This window comes from Duganella sp. GW821-FHT07G03 (assembly GCF_059418605.1).
Map to the genome: position 1 here is coordinate 122,728 of NZ_JBWKQE010000019.1, position 16,436 is coordinate 139,163.

The 16,436-nt window shown below is 67.0% G+C and carries 17 protein-coding genes; 11 read left to right on the forward strand and 6 right to left on the reverse strand.

The window, feature by feature from the left end:
- Positions 1-3: 3 nt before the first annotated feature.
- Positions 4-798 carry a response regulator transcription factor gene (locus tag AC07OK_RS22165; RefSeq protein ID WP_494692313.1) on the reverse strand — a complete coding sequence of 265 codons (795 nt, stop codon included), beginning with the start codon at positions 796-798 and terminating at the stop codon, positions 4-6.
- 271 nt (positions 799-1,069) lie between these two features.
- Between AC07OK_RS22165 and AC07OK_RS22170 the strand changes: the two genes are divergently transcribed.
- Positions 1,070-1,561 carry a winged helix-turn-helix transcriptional regulator gene (locus AC07OK_RS22170; RefSeq protein WP_494692314.1) on the forward strand — a complete coding sequence of 164 codons (492 nt, stop codon included), beginning with the start codon at positions 1,070-1,072 and terminating at the stop codon, positions 1,559-1,561.
- A 7-nt stretch (positions 1,562-1,568) separates the two neighbouring features.
- Here the strand turns inward: AC07OK_RS22170 and AC07OK_RS22175 are convergent, their stop codons facing one another.
- Genes AC07OK_RS22175 through AC07OK_RS22185 form a run of 3 tightly spaced genes read right to left on the reverse strand, consistent with a single transcriptional unit; the run spans position 1,569 to position 3,247 of the window.
- A complete protein-coding gene (locus AC07OK_RS22175) occupies positions 1,569-2,375 on the reverse strand; it encodes an anti-sigma factor family protein (protein ID WP_494692315.1) in 807 nt (268 codons plus the stop codon).
- Positions 2,372-2,875, reverse strand: a complete 504-nt coding sequence (locus AC07OK_RS22180) for an RNA polymerase sigma factor (protein WP_494692316.1) — start codon at positions 2,873-2,875, stop codon at positions 2,372-2,374. The genes AC07OK_RS22175 and AC07OK_RS22180 overlap by 4 nt, the downstream gene beginning before the upstream one ends.
- Positions 2,876-2,884: 9 nt before the next feature.
- Entirely contained in the window at positions 2,885-3,247 is a 363-nt protein-coding gene (locus AC07OK_RS22185) for a COG4315 family predicted lipoprotein (RefSeq protein ID WP_494692317.1), read from the reverse strand.
- A gap of 135 nt (positions 3,248-3,382) precedes the next feature.
- On the opposite strand from AC07OK_RS22185, the gene AC07OK_RS22190 reads away from it, so the two are divergent.
- The 3 genes from AC07OK_RS22190 to AC07OK_RS22200 all read left to right on the forward strand — a co-directional run bounded on the left by AC07OK_RS22190 (position 3,383) and on the right by AC07OK_RS22200 (position 7,779).
- Entirely contained in the window at positions 3,383-3,904 is a 522-nt protein-coding gene (locus AC07OK_RS22190) for a DUF4142 domain-containing protein (RefSeq protein ID WP_494692318.1), read from the forward strand.
- 189 nt (positions 3,905-4,093) lie between these two features.
- Positions 4,094-6,955, forward strand: coding sequence for a diguanylate cyclase (locus AC07OK_RS22195; RefSeq protein WP_494692333.1), 2,862 nt, complete (start codon positions 4,094-4,096; stop codon positions 6,953-6,955).
- A gap of 173 nt (positions 6,956-7,128) precedes the next feature.
- Positions 7,129-7,779, forward strand: coding sequence for a hypothetical protein (locus AC07OK_RS22200; protein WP_494692319.1), 651 nt, complete (start codon positions 7,129-7,131; stop codon positions 7,777-7,779).
- Positions 7,780-7,785: 6 nt separating this feature from the next.
- Here the strand turns inward: AC07OK_RS22200 and AC07OK_RS22205 are convergent, their stop codons facing one another.
- Positions 7,786-8,244 (reverse strand): OsmC family protein, encoded by a 459-nt coding sequence (locus tag AC07OK_RS22205; RefSeq protein ID WP_494692320.1) that lies wholly within the window; start codon positions 8,242-8,244, stop codon positions 7,786-7,788.
- Positions 8,245-8,326: 82 nt separating this feature from the next.
- On the opposite strand from AC07OK_RS22205, the gene AC07OK_RS22210 reads away from it, so the two are divergent.
- The 5 genes from AC07OK_RS22210 to AC07OK_RS22230 all read left to right on the forward strand — a co-directional run bounded on the left by AC07OK_RS22210 (position 8,327) and on the right by AC07OK_RS22230 (position 13,544).
- Entirely contained in the window at positions 8,327-8,887 is a 561-nt protein-coding gene (locus AC07OK_RS22210) for a DNA-3-methyladenine glycosylase I (RefSeq protein WP_494692321.1), read from the forward strand.
- Positions 8,884-10,602 (forward strand): FAD-dependent 5-carboxymethylaminomethyl-2-thiouridine(34) oxidoreductase MnmC1, encoded by a 1,719-nt coding sequence (gene mnmC1 / locus AC07OK_RS22215; protein WP_494692322.1) that lies wholly within the window; start codon positions 8,884-8,886, stop codon positions 10,600-10,602. Before AC07OK_RS22210 ends, mnmC1 begins: the two co-directional genes overlap by 4 nt.
- A gap of 144 nt (positions 10,603-10,746) precedes the next feature.
- On the forward strand, positions 10,747-11,472 hold the full coding sequence (locus AC07OK_RS22220; RefSeq protein WP_494692323.1) for a sensor histidine kinase: 726 nt from the start codon (positions 10,747-10,749) through the stop codon (positions 11,470-11,472).
- Positions 11,469-13,196: a tetratricopeptide repeat protein gene (locus tag AC07OK_RS22225; RefSeq protein WP_494692324.1), complete on the forward strand. Its 1,728-nt coding sequence runs from the start codon at positions 11,469-11,471 to the stop codon at positions 13,194-13,196. The genes AC07OK_RS22220 and AC07OK_RS22225 overlap by 4 nt, the downstream gene beginning before the upstream one ends.
- A 165-nt stretch (positions 13,197-13,361) precedes the next feature.
- Positions 13,362-13,544 (forward strand): hypothetical protein, encoded by a 183-nt coding sequence (locus AC07OK_RS22230; protein ID WP_229224756.1) that lies wholly within the window; start codon positions 13,362-13,364, stop codon positions 13,542-13,544.
- Between the two features lie 23 nt (positions 13,545-13,567).
- Here the strand turns inward: AC07OK_RS22230 and AC07OK_RS22235 are convergent, their stop codons facing one another.
- Positions 13,568-14,269 carry a PhaM family polyhydroxyalkanoate granule multifunctional regulatory protein gene (locus AC07OK_RS22235; RefSeq protein ID WP_494692325.1) on the reverse strand — a complete coding sequence of 234 codons (702 nt, stop codon included), beginning with the start codon at positions 14,267-14,269 and terminating at the stop codon, positions 13,568-13,570.
- 158 nt (positions 14,270-14,427) lie between these two features.
- Between AC07OK_RS22235 and AC07OK_RS22240 the strand changes: the two genes are divergently transcribed.
- Both AC07OK_RS22240 and AC07OK_RS22245 read left to right on the forward strand, forming a co-directional pair.
- Positions 14,428-15,585: a DUF3108 domain-containing protein gene (locus AC07OK_RS22240; RefSeq protein WP_494692326.1), complete on the forward strand. Its 1,158-nt coding sequence runs from the start codon at positions 14,428-14,430 to the stop codon at positions 15,583-15,585.
- A gap of 1 nt (position 15,586) precedes the next feature.
- On the forward strand, positions 15,587-16,357 hold the full coding sequence (locus AC07OK_RS22245; RefSeq protein WP_494692327.1) for a DUF3108 domain-containing protein: 771 nt from the start codon (positions 15,587-15,589) through the stop codon (positions 16,355-16,357).
- The last annotated feature ends 79 nt before the right edge of the window (positions 16,358-16,436 follow it).

A 16,436-nucleotide genomic window follows, 5' to 3' on the forward strand; every position in this document is an offset into this window, starting at 1 on the left:
GCATCAGCCGTGCGGCGTTTTTTTATGCTGGATCGCCTGGCGGAAGGCGCTCGGGGTCACGCCCAGCCGTTCGCGGAAGGCGGTGGCGAAATTGCCGGCGTTGTTGAAACCGATCATCAGGGCGATGTCCTGGACGTCGATATCGGTGTCCTTGAGCAGTTCCTCGCCGCGCCGGATGCGGGTCTCGCGGATGAAGGCGAACACCGTCATGCCGGTCTGTTCGCGGAACACGTGCGACAGCTTCTCGCGGTAGGTGCCGACGCTGCGGGCGATGTCGGCCAGGCCGGGCAGCGTCGACAGGTTGTCGGCGATCAGGCGCTTGGCGGCGTTGACGATGACGGCGTCCGGATCGGCCTCGTGGCGCTCGTGGCCCTCGCCGGGCGGCGGCGCCGCGCGCGGCCGGCTGGCGCGGCGGGCCAGCTTCAGGTGCACCTGGATGCGCGCGGCCAGCTCGCCCGGCGAAAACGGCTTGGTGACGAAATCCACGCCGCCGATCGACAGGCCCATGATGCGCTCCTCGTCGGCGTCGGCGCCGCTGAGGAAAATGATGGGGATGTCTTCGGTGACCGGATTGGCCTTGAGCAGGCGGCAGGCGGTGTAGCCGTCCATATTGGGCATGCGCACGTCGAGCAGGATCAGGTCCGGATGCTGGGCCAGCGCCAGCTGGTAGCCTTGCAGGCCGTTGACGGCCACCGAGACTTTATACGGCAGTTCGCTCAGCAGGTCGACCAGCATGCGCTGCTCGAACGCGGAGTCGTCCACGATCAGGATGCTCGGTTGTGTGCCGCTGGCAGTCATGGTCCACCTTCGATACCTGGTTGATAACGTTTTATCACGCCAGTAGCTATTATGCCTATTTTTTGCATTTATTTTCCAGATTTAGCCGGCGTTGCCGTTTTTCGCCTCCGGCTTGCAAGACTGTTGCAAATTGCGCCTATCCGCAAAATATTTTTAATAGATTTCTACGCAATCAAAACCGTGGCCTCCTGTGGCAAAAGCACATGTTTCTTGGATAGATAATAATGAAATCGCTGTGATGTGCTAACCCCCTGGAACCGAGGAGTCAAAAATGAAACATACCGATTTTGGCCGTATGCCTTGCCCCATCGCCCGCAGCCTGGGCAAAGTCGGGGAGTGGTGGAGTATCCTGATCCTGCGTGATGCGTTCTACGGTCTGTCGCGTTTCGATGAATTTGAAAAAAGTTTGAAGATCGCCCCGAACATGCTGACCCGCCGCCTGGCCGGGCTGGTCGAAGGCGGCTTGATGGAGCGCCGCCAGTACAGCGCCCGGCCGCCGCGCTACGAATACGTGCTGACCAAGTCCGGCCGCGCCTTCAAGCCGGTGCTGCTGGCCTTCGTCGGCTGGGGCAACGACCACCTGGCGCCGGAAGGGGCCAGCCTGCTGGTGGTCAGCCGCGAGACCGGCAAGCCGGCCGACCAGGTGCTGGTCGACGCCAACAGCGGCCTGGCCATCAACGACGAGGATTATATGTTCGCGCCGGGGCCCGCCGCCAGTGATCTAATGCGTTCGCGTTTGATCGAAATCAACAAGCACGCCTGACCAGTCGTCACCAAGCCGGTTCCAGCTGGGCGTAGACGGCGTTGGCCACGGTGGCCAGCGCCGCCTTGTCCAGGTTGCCGGACAGGGCATAGCCGAAGCGCCCGTCTATCCAGTAAAACACGCTGACCTGGCCTTCCTGCGCAAAGCGGAAGCCGGTTTCCTTGTTGTGGCCCTGTTCGGTCGACACGTACAAGGTCAGGCGCGCGCCGCTGGCGTCGCGGTACATGAATTGCGCCACCGGCCCGCTCTGGCCGGGCAGCAGCCTGCCGCCCTCCAGCGCATAGCCCTGCGCCGCCAGTTGCGGCGGCTTCAGTTGCGCCCCCAGCCGTTTCGACAGCCAGGCCACCAGGTGGGCCTGCTGGTCGGCGCCCACTTCGACCGGGTGCCGCACCTCCGGCGTGTAGACCGCGTGCGCCAGCGCGGCGCGGCGCGGCAGCGCGGCCAGGCTGGCGCCGCCGCCGGTGTCGGCGTCGGCCCGGCGGCCGGCCGCGTGGTCGGCGGCGCCGTGCAGCAGCCAGCCGGCGGCGCCGGCCGACACGGTCAACGCCAGCATGGCGGCCGCGCGCAGCGCCGGCCGCCAGCCGGGGCGCTGCACGGGCACGATCAGGCGGGCGCTCATGGCCGGCGGCACCGGCTGTTCCAGCAGCGGCTGGTACAGCGCGCGCAGCGCGGCGTCGTGCTCGCGGTAGGCTTGCAGCCGCGCCGCGTCGGCCGGATGCCGCGCCAGGTGGGCGTCGACCGCGCCGCGCCGCGCGGGCGGCAGGCGGCCGTCGACCCAGGCTTGCAGTTCGGCTTCGGTAACGGGGCTATTCATTTGACCACCTTCAGCGTGGAGGGCAGGGGCTGGCCTTGCAGGATCAGGCGCAGCCTTTCACGGGCGCGGGACAGGCGCGACATCACCGTGCCCAGCGGAATATCGAGGGCGGCCGCCACCTCGTCGTAGCGCATCTCTTCCAGCGCCACCATCAGCAGCACCGCGCGCTGCTCCGGCGGCAGTTGTTGCAGGGCCAGGTCCATGTCGCGCAGCGCCAGGCCGTCGCCGCTGGTGTCGGCCGCGGCCAGCGTCAGCGCGTCGTCGAGCGGCTCGGTGGCCAGCGCGGGACGGCGCTGCTGGTCCACATGCAGATTGTGCATGATGCCGAACAGCCAGGCGCGCATGTCGCTGCCGCGCCGCCAGCTGGCCAGCTTGTCCCAGCCGCGTTCGACGGTGTCCTGCACCAGGTCGTCGGCGTCGGCGCGCCCGCCCAGCAGCGCCCGCGCGTAGCGGCGCAGGCGCGGGATGCAGGCGATCAGGCGGTCGCGCTCGTCTTGCATGGGCGGCGCTTAGTCCTTGACCACGTGCCAGATGTCCTTGAAGTTGTCGCCGTTGCGGTCGCCCGGCTTGCTGTCCTTCTTGAACAGGTACAGCGGCTTGCCGTGGTAGGCCAGCTGCTTGGCGCCGTCCTCGCGGGTGATCACCGAATACGGCGCGGCGACGTCGGCGGACGGCGCCACGGCCGGCCAGTTCTCGCTGCACGGACCGTTGCAGGCGCTGGCGCCGGCCGTGTCCTTGTCGAAGGTGTAGACGGTCATGCCGGCCGAATTGACCAGGATGCCGTCTTTCTTGGCGACGGTATCGGCATGGGCGGCGCCGGCCAGCAGCAGAGCGGCGGCGAGCAGGGTGGAGAGGCGGGCAACAGTTTGCATGGCAGGGGTCCTTGACGAGTGGGTGGAACGGCGGCGTGCACCGGCGTTGTGATTGTGTATACGTAAGGTACGGCCGGATTATTCCCTCGACCGTAAAATAAGTTTTCCGATTCCTTGAACACGGGGAGATACCACATGAAAAATCAACTCATCCTGGCCGCCGGCCTGGCGTTGGCGGCCATGTCGCCATCCTACGCGCAAAACCTGAGCAAGGGCGATCAGCACATCCTGGAACAGCTGGCGCAGGCCAATATGGCGGAAGTGGCGGCCGGCAAGATCGCGCTGGACAAGGCGAGCAAGCCGGAAGTGAAGCATTTCGCCCAGCAGATGGTGGACGACCACACCAAGGGCTTGCAGGCGGTGCAGGACGTGGCGCGCAGCAAGAACGTCACCCTGCCGAGCGAGCCGGACGCCAAACACCGCAAAATGGCCGAGCGCCTGAACGGCCTGAGCGGCGACGCCTTCGACCGGGCCTACCTCAACATGGCCGGCGTGCACGACCACAACGAGGCGCACAAATTCGTCGTCAGCGCCCAGAAAAAGGCCAGCGACGCCGACGTCAAGGCGCTGGCCGCCAAACTGCAGCCGACCGTGGACCAGCACCTGCACACCGTGCAAGCCATGATGGGTGGTAAAAACGCCACGTCGAAACAGTGAACCCGCCGCCAAATAATTTCCACGAGGAACTAAAATCCCTTTGATTTCAGGGACTTAACAAGGGCCGGCGGAGCGGTCCCCAAACTGTGGAATAATGCTGTCACAGCGCATACATGCGTTGAGGCAATAGCGCCTGCCGCTCCGACCGGGAGCGGGTGGCACACAGCAAAAGGAAGTTATTTGGTGAATATGTTTGCGCTCGATGAGGAGCTGGCGCGCTGGCAGGCGGAGTTGTCTGAAGCGCACGGTTCCTCACGCTTGCCGCTGTTGACTGCGCTCGCCTGGCATCTGCGCCAGCGCGACCCGCTGCGCGCGCAAACCCTGTCCGCCGAGATCGCCCCGCTGCTGGCCGCGCTGCCGGTGGCCGAGGCCGCCTTGCAGCGCGCCCGCCTGCTGCTGATCGGCGCCGAAGCCGAATGGCTGAACGGCCGGCTGGACAGCGCCCAATACCAGGCCGAACAAGCGTTGCAACAGCTGGCGCAGGCGGCCGCGCTGCCGGCCAGGGCCAACCGCGCGCGCGCCGACGCCTGCTGGGTGCTGGCCTGGGTCGCCAACGACCGCGGCGACAGCGGCGCCGGCGACCGCTGGCTGGAACAGGCCGCGCTGGCGGCCCGCGCCGGCGGCGACCCGGTGCGCATCGACGTCATCGACGCCGCCTCCGGCATCTGCGACACCTTCAGCGACTGGAAACTGGCGCAACAGCGCTGGAGCGGACGCTTCGGCACCGAGCTGGCCGATATGGCCGACCTGGCGCCGGTCGCGGCCGGCTGGATCAGCGACTTCTTCGGCACCTGCGCCTTCCAGCGCAGCGACTACGGCCGCGCCATCGGCCACCTCATGCTCAGCTACGAAACCGCGCTGGCGACCGGGCAGATACGGCGCGCCATCATCGTCGCCACCAACATCGGCAACGGCTTCACCAGCCTCAACGCGCACGAGGCGGCGCTGGACTGGATGCAGCGCGGCCTGGACCTGGCGCGCCCGACCGGCTGGCCGCTGAGCATCGGCATGTGCCTGATGCAGACGGCGGAAACGTTGCGCCAGCTGGGCCAGCGCGAAGCGGCGCAAACGCTGCTGCGCGAAGCGCTGAACACGCTGGCGTCCCTGTCCGGTTCGCGCGCCTACGCGGTGGCGCTGGAATACCAGGGCGACCTGGCGCTGGACCTGGGCAACCACGCGGCGGCGCTGGACAGCTTCACCCGCCTGGCCTCGCGCGGCGACGCGCTGGGCCAGACCGACTTCCAGAGCAGCGCGCGGCGCGGCCAGGCGCACGCGCTGTCGCACCTGGCGCGCACCGAGGAAGCGCTGGCCGCCGCACAAGGCGCGCTGGCGCTGGCGCGCGAACATGCCGACGCCTCCAGCCAGATCGCCGCGCTCAACGTGCTGGCCGACATCCACGCGCGCCACCGGCTGCCGGCGCCGGCCGAGATGCAAGCCGCCAATCCGGTGCTGCACTACCTGCAGCTGGCGCTGGAAATCGCCGCCACCATCGAAGGCTACACCGTGCCCGGCGCGCTGCTCGACGCCACCGCGCGCGAGTACGCGGCCATCGGCGACCACGCGCGCGCCTACGCGATCGCCTTGCAGGCCAGCGCCGCGCGCGACCAGACCCACAGCCAGCAAGCGACCAACCGCGCCATCGCGATGCAGGTGCAGTACCAGACCGAACGCGCGCAGACCGAGGGCGAGCATCACCGCCAGCTGGCCGCGGCCGAGGCGCAGCGCGCCGAAGTGCTGCAACAGACCAGCGCCACGCTGGAGCACCTGAGCGCCATCGGCCAGGAGATCACCGCCCACCTGGATGCGGCGGCGGTGTTCCGCGCGCTGGACCGCCACGTGCACGGCCTGCTCGACGCCACCCATTTCTCGGTGTTCCTGCTGGAGCCGGGCGAGGAATGGCTGTCCTGCGCCTTCGGCGTGGAAGCCGGCAAGCCGGTGCCGCCGGTGCGGATGCCGCTGTCGGATCCGAGCGCCAACTCGGCGCGCTGCGTGCGCGAGCGCCGCGAGATCCTGGTCGAACTGGGCGAGGCCGATGTCACGCCCAACCTGATCCCCGGCACGCTGCCGACCATGAGCCTGATCTTCGCGCCGCTGCGCGTGGGCGAACGCGTGCTGGGTGCGATGACGGTGCAGTCGCTGCTGGCGCATGCCTACGGCGAGCGCGAACGGCTGATCTTCCGCACCCTGTGCGCCTACGGCGCCATCGCGCTCGACAACGCCAGCGCCTACCGCCAGGTGGCGGCGACCCTGAAGACGCTGAGCGCGACGCAGGAACAGCTGCTGGAAAAGAACCTGGAACTGGAGCAGGCCTACAAGGCGCTGGAGGAGGTCAGCCTGACCGACCAGCTGACCGGCCTGCGCAACCGCCGCTTCTTCCTGCAAAACGTCGACGCCGATGTCGCCCTGAGCCTGCGCGCCTACGACGCCGGCCAGCATCGCGAGCTGACCGAGTGCGACCTGATTGCGCCCAACGACCTGGTGTTCTTCATGGTCGACCTGGACCACTTCAAGGAAGTCAACGACCGTTACGGCCACGCGGCCGGCGACTCCATCCTGGTGCAGATGCAGGAACGCCTGCGCGAAGTGTTCCGTGAGTCGGATTATGTGATCCGCTGGGGTGGCGAGGAATTCCTGGTGCTGGCGCGCGCCACCCACCGCGACGAGGCGCACGCGGTGGCCGAGCGCATGCGCCGCGCCGTGGCCGACCGCGAATTCGTGCTGCCGGATGGCGTGCTGCTGGCTAAGACCTGCTCGATCGGCTTCGCCAGCTTCCCCTTCCTGCCGCAGCAACCGCGCCTGCTGTCATGGTCGCAGGTGGTGGAGCTGGCCGACCAGGGCTTGTACGTCGCCAAGCGCTCCGGCCGCAATGCCTGGGCGGCCTTGTACAGCACCGCGGCCACGCGCCCGGACGGCATCTTCCCGCGCCTGATGCAGCAGCTGGACCAGGCGGTGGAGGACGGCGAGGTGCGGCTGGTCAGCAACCTGACCGGACCGCTGGAGCTGGGCGGCGAACGACGCCGCGTCGGCCTCTCCAGCGATCTCGAAACCTAGCACAGCACGCTTACCTACCCCTGAGAGTATGCACGTGGGGTGCGCCGCCACGCTCCTTGTAGCAAAAGCCCGATTTTCCCTTCGATTTTCTCCGATTTTTTCAAGCATTGAACTATTTTCAAATTTGCCGGTCTAAATATGGGAAAGCCGAAAAAAATAGGGGAGAAAATCGAATGAATACCACAATCACCGTGCAGGTGCCCACCGATACCCTGCTCAAATTGATTGAACGGCTACGCCGCCGTGGCGGGTCGCAGGATATCTCGGAAGCGATGACTTTGGCCCTTGAACGCTGGCTCGCAGACGCGGCCGCATTCGCCCCCGGAGCCGATCCCGCAGGCCTGCACGGCTACCAATGGAAATCACTGTTCCTTCCCGAAGGCACCGTGTTGAAATCATGGAGCTACGGCGAGAACAATTACGCGTGCGTTGAAGGCGACCAAATCATCCACAATGGCCGCGCGGTCTCGCCGAACCAGTTCGCGCAATCGTTCGCGCGCTCGACGCGAAATGCATGGCAAGATTTATTTATCCGTCGACCGGGTGACAAGACCTTCAAGCTAGCCAACAGGCTGCGCGCAGAATTGGCTGCCGCCGCGAAGGCGCCTGCCGCAACGCCTGCTGCTATGACGATGCCTGTCCCTGTCCCTGTCCCTGTCCCTGTCCCTGCCGCAGTCGCGCCGTTGCCCGCGCCGCCAGCGCTCCCGTCGCCGCAGGCCTCGCCGTTGGTTAGCGCTCGAGCGCGCAACACCGACCGCGAACCCGGCTGGGATTTACCGGAGCGCAGAAAGTTCCGCTACCGGCTGGAAGACGTCGCTTACTAGGCCCGGCTACGGGGCCTTGACCACCACTTCGCAATTGAGCGTATTGGCGATGTAGCACTTGTCGTGCGCCTCGTGGTGGATCGCTTGCAGTTCCTCGGCGCCCGGCGGTGCGGTGCCGGCGAAGGCGATCGTCGGCCGCAGCGCGATGCGCGTCATCGCCATCTTCCCCGCAGCGTTCTTGCCCAGCTCACCGATCGCATGGTCGCGATAGCTGTCGACCGTGTGCCCGCGCTTGGCGGCGATCGACAGGAAGAACAGCATGTGGCAGCTGGACGCCGCAGCCACCAGCGCTTCCTCCGGATCGACGGCGGCGGCGTCCGACATCGGCAGCGGCACCGACAGCGGCGACGACGAGGCGGGCACGGTGGCGCCGCCGTCGAACTGCCATGCGTGCGCGCGGCTGTAGCGCTGTCCCAGGAAATCCTGCCCGTTGCGCGTCCATTCAATCTTTGCTTCGAATTGCATGCAATGCTCCGTCGATGAGAGGGGCCTATATGATACCCCGCTGCTTGCTATACTGACGCCTTCATCCCAATCTTCCTCCGCCATGACCAAGACGCGCTGCAGCTGGGCCAATCCGGCCAATCCCCTCTACCTTGAGTACCACGACAAGGAATGGGGCGTGCCTTGCCACGACGAGCGCCGTTTGTTCGAGATGCTCAACCTGGAGGGCGCGCAGGCGGGCCTGAGCTGGGAGACGATACTCAACAAGCGCGAGAACTACCGCGCCGCCTTCGACCAGTGGGACGCGGAAAAGATCGCCGCCTACGACGCCGACAAGGTGGCCGCGCTGCTGGCCGACGCCGGCATCGTGCGCAACCGCCTGAAGGTGGCGGCGGCGATCACCAATGCGCAGGCCTACCTGCGCCTGCGCGCCAGCGGCGTCACGCTGGACCAGTGGCTGTGGGCCTACGTCGGCGGCAAGCCGCTGGCCGCCGCAGAGGGACCGCGCCCGGCCAAGACCGAACTGTCGGACCGCATCTCCAAGGACCTGGCCAAGCTGGGGTTCAAGTTCGTCGGCTCGACCATCATCTACGCCTACATGCAGGGCATCGGCATGGTGAACGACCATGCGCCGGACTGCTTCTGCCGGACGCGCAAGCGATGACGCGGCGGGTGGTGCTGGACACGGAGTTCGGCCATGGCGAGCGCTTCATGGCCGAATGGCGCGCCTTGCCGCGGCAGGGCGTGCTGCACTACCTGGCGGTGACGCCGCAAGTGCCGTCCGCCGATACGCTATCCGACACGCTGGCCGACGCGCAGCTGCGCGCCCTGTGGCCGCTGGATGTGCCGGGCTTCCATCGCATCCTGCTCGACGACGGCCGCGTCACGCTGGACCTGCTGGTCGGCGCGCTGGACGCGGTGCTGCCGCAGATCGCCGCGCGGGTGGACGCCTTCCATGTCGCCGCATCGTTCCCGGCGTCGCTGGCGCGCAGCCTGGCGAAACTGGCGGTGCTGGGCGCTACCCTGGACGCGCAGTCGCCGGACGAGGCGCTGGCCTGGGCGCTGACGTCGGCGGGCTTTGCCTGCCAGGCCGTCGATGGCACGCAGGACCTCAGCGCCGTCTACCAGAGCCGCAAGCCACAACCGGAAGCGCCACCGCCACCGGTGCGCCGCGCGATCGTGATCGGCGCCGGCTTGGCCGGTTCCTCGGCCAGCCATCGCCTGTGCGCCAACGGCTGGCAGGTCACGCTGATCGAACGCCATGCGGCGCCGGCGCAGGAAGCGTCCGGCAACCTGGCCGGCATCTTCATGCCGCTGCTGTCCAGGGACGACAACATCCCCACGCGCCTGAGCCGCGCCGCCTACACCTTCGCGCTGCGCGAGTGGCGCCGGCTCGGCGGCGTCGGCCAGGCATTCGACGGCGCCAGCTGCGGCGTGCTGCAACTGGCGCGCGATGCCGAACATGCGACGGTGCAGCAGGACGTGGTGGCGGCATGGGACTATCCGCCCGAGTACGTGCGCTGGCTGGAGGCCGGCGCCGCCGGCGAACTGCTGGGCGGCCCCACGCCGCACGGCGGCTGGCTGTTTGAACTGGGCGGCTGGGTGCGGCCCGCGTCGCTGTGCGAGGCGATGCTGGATGCCTGCGGCGAGCGTTTGCAGCGCGTGTTCGCGGCCGAGGCGCTGGACCTGCAACGGGTGGACGGCGAATGGCAGGTGCGCGCCGTCGACGGCACGCTGATCGCGCAGGCGCCGACCGTGGTGCTGGCCAACGGCGCCAGCGCCATCAACATCGCGCAGGCGGCCGAGCTGCCGTTGTCCCGCTTGCGCGGCCAGGTCACCCACCTCACCGTGCCCGATGCGATGCACGACGCACGCGAGCCGCGCGCGCCGGCGCCGCCGCAATTGCCGCTGGTGGTCTGCCGCGAGGCCTACGTCACGCCGCCGGCCAACGGCATCGTCTGCGCCGGCGCCACCTACGACAACGACGACGACACCGGGCTGCGCGCCGCCAGCCAGCTGGAAAACCTGACCCGCCTCGCCGAGATCGTGCCCGGCGAAAGCGTCGCCGCGCTGGCCGCCAGCGCGCCGCTGGCGGGCCGCGTCGGCTTCCGCTGCGCCGCGCCGGACCGCCTGCCGCTGGCCGGCGCATTGCCCGACTATCCATCCGCCGGCCGGCTCGAACGCCTGCGCGACGTGCCGCGCCATCCCGGCCTGTATGGCCTGCTGGGCTACGCCTCGCGCGGCTTGATCTGGGCGCCGCTGATGGCGGAACTGCTGGTGGCGCAGCTGGAAAACGCGCCGCCGCCGCTGGAAGCGACGCTGGTCGACGCGCTCGATCCCGGCCGTTTCCTGCTCAAACAGCGCCGCCGCAGCCAGTAGCCGTGGCCTCGACCCCGTTGCGTTCGCGCAAACGCCGTGCTGCGCGGCGCCATCCTTGCTTGGGCGCCGCCATGTCCGCAGGCTATAATGCAGCACTAATAACAATCCCAATCGCGCCTGGCGCCGTCCATGGAGAACCGAACGATGGATGAAGAAGATGCGCAGCACTACGAAGGGTCGCCGGAGCTGTTCATGTTCCTGGCGTCGACTGTGCACGACATGAAGAATTCGATCGGCGTCCTCAATGGCACGCTGGAGCATCTGCTGGCGACCGCGCCCGCGTCGCCGGAGCAGCCGGGCTACGAACAGCTGGGCCAAATGCTGTACCAGACCAAACGCCTCAACGACAACCTGATCCAGCTGCTGGCCTTGTACAAGAACGTCGGCAAGCCCGGCTATCCCTTCGATCCGGCCGCCTGCCGCATCAGCGAGCTGGTCGAACAGGTGGCCGACCAGGCGCGCACGCTGCTGCATTCGCGCGGCATCACGCTCGACCTGGACTTCCCGCAGGACGCCATCTGGACCTTGGACGAAGACCTGATCATCGGTGTGCTGGTCCACGCCATCAACAACGCCATCCGCTACACGCGCGACCGCCTGCGCCTGGCGGTCCGCGTGGACGGCGACTATCTCGAACTGCGCGTCGAGGACAACGGCGCCGGCTTCCCGCCGTTGCTGCTGCAGGCCGGCGCCAGCGCCATGAACAGCCAGCGCAGCGCGGTCAACTTCCTCAACAACAGCAGCGGCCTCGGTCTCTACTTTTCCAGCGAGGTGGCGAAGATGCACAAGCACCGCCAGCGCAGCGGCGCCATCGCGCTGGAAAACGGCGGCACCCTGGGCGGCGGCTGCTTCGTCCTGCGTTTGCCATGAGCGTCGAAGCGATTGCCGCCGTCGCGGAAGGCGATGTCGATTGGGCCGAGAAGCGCTACCTGCTGGTCGACGATTTCGTCGGCATCCGCCAGCTGCTGCGCGAATCGCTGCGCAACCTCGGCGCCAAGCACATCGACCAGGCGGCCAGCGGCGGCGAGGCGATGGTGCTGCTGTCGAAGACCCGCTACGACGTGGTGCTGTGCGATTACAACCTCGGCGACGGCAAGAACGGCCAGCAGGTGCTGGAGGAGGCGCGCATCCGCAACCTGATGCTGCCCAGCAGCGTGTGGCTGATGGTCTCCGCCGAAAAAAGCGTGGAGTCGGTGATGGGCGCGGCCGAGCACCAGCCGGACGCCTACATCATCAAGCCGATCACCGAGGGCGTGCTGCTGACCCGCCTGAACCGCGTGTGGAACAAGAAGCAGATCTTCCGCGAAATCGACCAGGCCTTTGCCGACAAGGACTACCTGCGCGCGGCGCGCCTGTGCGACGAGCAGGTGGCCCACAATCCGCTGCACGAGATCGACCTGCTGCGCATGAAAGCCACGCTGCTGCTCAAGAGCGGCGAGCCGGAACAGGCGCGCAAGGTATTCGAGCAGGTGCTGGCGGAGCGCGACTACAACTGGGCGCGCTGCGGCCTGGCCAAGATCCTGATGAACAACGGCGAGCTCGATGCGGCGCTGGCGATGTTCCAGGCGGTGATCGCCGACAACCGCTTCTACATCGACGCCTTCGACCAGCTGGCCAAGGCCTTCCAGTTGCAGGGCAAGACCGAGGAAGCCTTCGGCGTGCTGGAAAAGGCGGCCAAGCTGTCGCCCAATTCGGTGCCGCGCCAGCGCGCGCTGGGCCAGACCGCGCTCAAGCTGGAGAAGATCCCGGTGGCGGAAAAGGCCTTCCGCAAATGCATAGAGATCGGCGAGTACTCGGTGATGAAGACGGTGGACGCCTTCTTCGGCCTGGCGCGCGTGTGCGCGCAGAAGAACGACACCAAGGAAGCCATCCGCCTGCTGAACGCGGCGGTGCACCAGTTCGGCGGCGACCAGGTCGAGCTGCGCGCCAAGATCACCGAGGGCCTGGTGTACCACGAGACCGGCGACTACCGGCGCGCGCGCAAATCCGGCGACGAGCTGGAAGCGATGCTGGCCGACGAGTCCAAGCAGCGGCCCGACACCGAGACCTGCCTCGACATGGCGACCCTGCTGTTCGCCGTGGGTGTGAAGGAAGCGCCGGTCGGCCTGCTATGCTACGTCACCCGCAACAACCACGACAACGTGGCGCTGCTGGAAGACGTGCAGAAGATCTTCGACAAGGCGCGCATGAGCGACGAGGGCATGGAGCTGATCAAGGCTTCGCGCAAGGAAGCGTCGGACATGATGAACAAGGGCGTGCTGCTGTGGAAGACCGGTAAGCTGATCGAGGCGGTCGAGTGGATGCGGGTGGCGCGCAAGGCGCTGCCGCACAATATGCGCATCCTGTTCAACTCCGCGCAGATCTTGATCTCGCAGCTGCATCAAACCGGCTACGTGCGCGAGCTGGCCGACGAGGCGATCGAAGTGCTGATGCATGTCGACGCCATCGCGCCGGGACAGCAGCGCTTCGCCCAGTTGATGGAACAGCTGGCGATGCTGGCGCCGATGTCGGGCGTGGTGGCGGCGGCCGCCGCCAGCGAATACGAGGCGGCCAACGGCGCCATACAGGACAAGCATGCGGATGCCCATGAGTGACGGCTGGGCGCAACAGCAAGGCCCGCGGCGGCCTTGTTTCCGGGACGGCAAATGATTACACTGAATTTCGGCGCGGCCTGTCCGTGCCTTGATTCGCTGTCAATATTGAGAGCAAATAAAGGGCACTAAAATATGCGCGATATCGCAAAAGAAGTTTATACGAAAATGAAAGTCGGCAGCGTGGCCTGGATTCGTCCGGTCGCCGCCAAGGGCGACACCGTGGACAGTTTTCAGACCGCCCACGACAGCGCCAAACAGTTGGAAGAGGAAGGCTTGATCGATATCGAGAAGGTGCAGCGACAGGCCGATGGCCTGATCGACGCCATCCGCATCCAGCGGCTGGCGTAATCAGTGCGGCGCGTCGTCAGGCCTCAGGCCTTGACGGCGGCCGGCTTGGCTTTGGCCGGCGCGCGCTTGCGGGCCGGGGCTTTCTTCGCTGCGGCCGCCGGTGCGCCGGCGGTGCCCGCTGCCGCCGGTTTGGCCTTGGCGGCCGCCGGCGTGGCGGCGGCCGCGGCGAACTTGGCCGCCGTATCGGTGGCGCGCGCCGCGGCCGTGGCCATCATCGATTCGGACGCCATCGCCGTCGACACGGCTTGCTTGAATTGATCTTGCAGCATATTCCACCAGATCGCCGGGTTGGCCATCGGCGCGGGGGCCGGCTTGTCCGTCGCTGCCGCTTCGGGCTTGTCGGCCGCTGCCTGGGCGGGGGCAGGGGCGGGCGTGGGCGCTGCCGGCTTGTCCTTTTCCTTGTCCGCTTCGCGGGCGTGGTGGAAGAAGGCCGACGCGTAGGGGTTGGCGTCGAAGATGGATTTGTGTTCCTTGCTTTGCGGCTGGTTGACCGCCGCCGCCAGGCTGGCGCCGACCGATTTGAGCGTGGCGATGGTGCCGCGCTGGACTTCCAGCGCCTGGATGCTGCCGCGCAGCATGCTCATGTTGAGGTTGAGCCAGGTCTCGACGGCTTTCAGGTCGCTGATCTTTTTGTCCAGCTCTTCCACCGACAGCGTCGGTGCGGTCAGGCCGGGCACGCTCATGCTGCCCCACAGGTTTTTGACGAAGTCCAGCGTATCCGTCATTACTGCTGCGCCTGGTATGTTTGGCATTTGCGTATGGGCCATGGAAGTCTCCTGTAGGAATAACGTCCAGCGTAGCAGATAACGGCGCGGGCTTCAAAAGATTTTGACAACATTTCTGCTTGGGGACGCGCTTGGGCCGAACACGTTAAACTAGCGGCATGAGCTTAAGTACCCATCTATTCCAACGCCGCCGCCTGCTGGTTTTATGCGCAGCCACGCTGGCGCTGCATTATCTGGCGATCGATTGGGTGGGCGAGCGTCTCGCGACGCAGTCGCACCGGCCGTCGCCGCTGCCGCAGTCGCTGATGACGGCGCAGCTGCGGCTGGCCTTGCCCAAGCATGTGGACACGCCGCCGGCGGCCGAGGTCCAGCCCTTGCCGCCGGCCGCCAAGCCGGCCCGCAAGCGCAAGCCGGCGCCGGCGCCCGCACCGGAAGCCGCGCCCGAACCGGCCGCGCCGCCGACCGTGGCCGACACCGCCCCGGCCGCCGAGGCGCCCGCGCCTGCGGCCGATGCTGGCGCCAGCGCGCAAGCCGGCGCCGCGCAGGCGCAGACCGGCACGCCGTCGCCGCCCGACACCAGCGGCGCCACGCCGGTCGCCGCCGTGCCGGTGGACGTGCCGCCGCCGCAGGGCATGCGCCGCTACAAGGTCAACCTGCCGCCATCGGCCAGCATGGACATGGACGTGGCGCGGGTCGACGCCGACGGCACCAAATGGAGCGGCTCGGCCGTCATGACCTGGCATACCGACGGCAGCAATTACCAGGCCTCGGCCGAAGCGGGCATCAGCCTGTTGATCACGCGCCTGAACGCGCTGGTGATGCGCAGCGTCGGCACCATCGACGATTACGGCATCGCCCCGAACACCAGCACGCAGAAGCGCGGCCGCCGCGCCGAGACGGCGACCCACTTCAACCGTGACACCGGCACCATCACCTTCTCGGCCACGGAGCGCAGCTACCCGCTGATGGTGGGCGCGCAGGACATGGCGACGGTGCCGTTCCAGCTGGGCGGCATCGGCCGCGCCGACATCAACCAGTTCGGCAGCGATATCGAGATGCAGGTCGGCGACGACCGCGAAGCGACGCTGTTCCGCTTCCAGCTGGTGGGCGAGGAAGAGTTGAACACCAAGATGGGCAAGGTGGTGACCTGGCATCTGAGCCGGCCGCCGCGCCCCGGCAGCTACTCGTCGCGGCTGGACATCTGGCTGGCGCCGGGCCTGAACTGGTATCCGGTCCAGCTGCGCAACACCGAAGCAAGCGGCGCGCTGACGACGCAAACCGTCTCTAAAATAACAATGACAGAATCTGGAAAATAATATGCATACTATTTACACCAAGCGCCTGCTGGCCCTGGGCGCCGCCGTTTTGCTCAGTTGTGCGGCGCATGCCGCCGAAAGTCCGGCTGCGGCCGGCGAGCACCCGAGCGTCAAGCGTCCCCACAGCCTGCCGCCGTCGGCCGACCTGTCGTACACCATCAAAGCCAAGCAGCACGGCTTGAGCCTGGGCGGCACCGCCACCGTGCAATGGCGCGCCGGCGACGGCAAGTACTCGGTCGCCACCGAAAGCCGCGCCGCGCTGTTCGGCAAGATCCTGGAAAACCGCAGCGAGGGCGAGATCGACGAATTCGGCCTGGCGCCGGCCACCTTCTACGAAAAGCGCTTCCGCAAGGACCCGAGCACCACCACCTTCCAGCGCGACGCCAAGACCATCAGCTTCAGCGAAGGCGACGAGACCTACCCGATCAAGGGCGGCGAACAGGATCGCACCAGCATCCAGTGGCAGCTGGCGGCGCAGGCGCGCGCCACGCCGGACAAGTTCAAGCCGGGCAGCGAATGGAAGTATTTCGTTGCCGGCCGCCGCGACGCCGAGGTGTGGAGCTTCAAGGTGATGAAAAATGAGGCAGTGCAGATCGGCGGTGGCGAAGTCAACGCCGTCCACCTGGTCAAGGCGCCGCCGCCGGACGCGCAGGGCCAGCAGGTCGACCTGTGGCTGGCGCCGGCTATGGACTGGTACCCGGTGCGCGTGCGCTTCAACGACAACGACGGCGACTTCGTCGACCAGACACTGGAAAAGGCCGTGAAAAAATAAAATGGGGTCAAGTCCTGAACCTTCCCCTCAAATTTTGAAGATAGCGATTAACGATCTCAGCTCGCCAAGAGCGATGGTG

What these genes read in the sequence shown, in the direction of transcription:
- AC07OK_RS22165 (WP_494692313.1), bottom strand. Translation starts at nt 798, where the DNA reads ATGACTGCCAGCGGCACACAACCGAGCATCCTGATCGTGGACGACTCC.
- AC07OK_RS22170 (WP_494692314.1), top strand. Translation starts at nt 1,070, where the DNA reads ATGAAACATACCGATTTTGGCCGTATGCCTTGCCCCATCGCCCGCAGC.
- AC07OK_RS22175 (WP_494692315.1), bottom strand. Translation starts at nt 2,375, where the DNA reads ATGAATAGCCCCGTTACCGAAGCCGAACTGCAAGCCTGGGTCGACGGC.
- AC07OK_RS22180 (WP_494692316.1), bottom strand. Translation starts at nt 2,875, where the DNA reads ATGCAAGACGAGCGCGACCGCCTGATCGCCTGCATCCCGCGCCTGCGC.
- AC07OK_RS22185 (WP_494692317.1), bottom strand. Translation starts at nt 3,247, where the DNA reads ATGCAAACTGTTGCCCGCCTCTCCACCCTGCTCGCCGCCGCTCTGCTG.
- AC07OK_RS22190 (WP_494692318.1), top strand. Translation starts at nt 3,383, where the DNA reads ATGAAAAATCAACTCATCCTGGCCGCCGGCCTGGCGTTGGCGGCCATG.
- AC07OK_RS22195 (WP_494692333.1), top strand. Translation starts at nt 4,094, where the DNA reads ATGTTTGCGCTCGATGAGGAGCTGGCGCGCTGGCAGGCGGAGTTGTCT.
- AC07OK_RS22200 (WP_494692319.1), top strand. Translation starts at nt 7,129, where the DNA reads ATGAATACCACAATCACCGTGCAGGTGCCCACCGATACCCTGCTCAAA.
- AC07OK_RS22205 (WP_494692320.1), bottom strand. Translation starts at nt 8,244, where the DNA reads ATGCAATTCGAAGCAAAGATTGAATGGACGCGCAACGGGCAGGATTTC.
- AC07OK_RS22210 (WP_494692321.1), top strand. Translation starts at nt 8,327, where the DNA reads ATGACCAAGACGCGCTGCAGCTGGGCCAATCCGGCCAATCCCCTCTAC.
- mnmC1 (WP_494692322.1), top strand. Translation starts at nt 8,884, where the DNA reads ATGACGCGGCGGGTGGTGCTGGACACGGAGTTCGGCCATGGCGAGCGC.
- AC07OK_RS22220 (WP_494692323.1), top strand. Translation starts at nt 10,747, where the DNA reads ATGGATGAAGAAGATGCGCAGCACTACGAAGGGTCGCCGGAGCTGTTC.
- AC07OK_RS22225 (WP_494692324.1), top strand. Translation starts at nt 11,469, where the DNA reads ATGAGCGTCGAAGCGATTGCCGCCGTCGCGGAAGGCGATGTCGATTGG.
- AC07OK_RS22230 (WP_229224756.1), top strand. Translation starts at nt 13,362, where the DNA reads ATGAAAGTCGGCAGCGTGGCCTGGATTCGTCCGGTCGCCGCCAAGGGC.
- AC07OK_RS22235 (WP_494692325.1), bottom strand. Translation starts at nt 14,269, where the DNA reads ATGACGGATACGCTGGACTTCGTCAAAAACCTGTGGGGCAGCATGAGC.
- AC07OK_RS22240 (WP_494692326.1), top strand. Translation starts at nt 14,428, where the DNA reads ATGAGCTTAAGTACCCATCTATTCCAACGCCGCCGCCTGCTGGTTTTA.
- AC07OK_RS22245 (WP_494692327.1), top strand. Translation starts at nt 15,587, where the DNA reads ATGCATACTATTTACACCAAGCGCCTGCTGGCCCTGGGCGCCGCCGTT.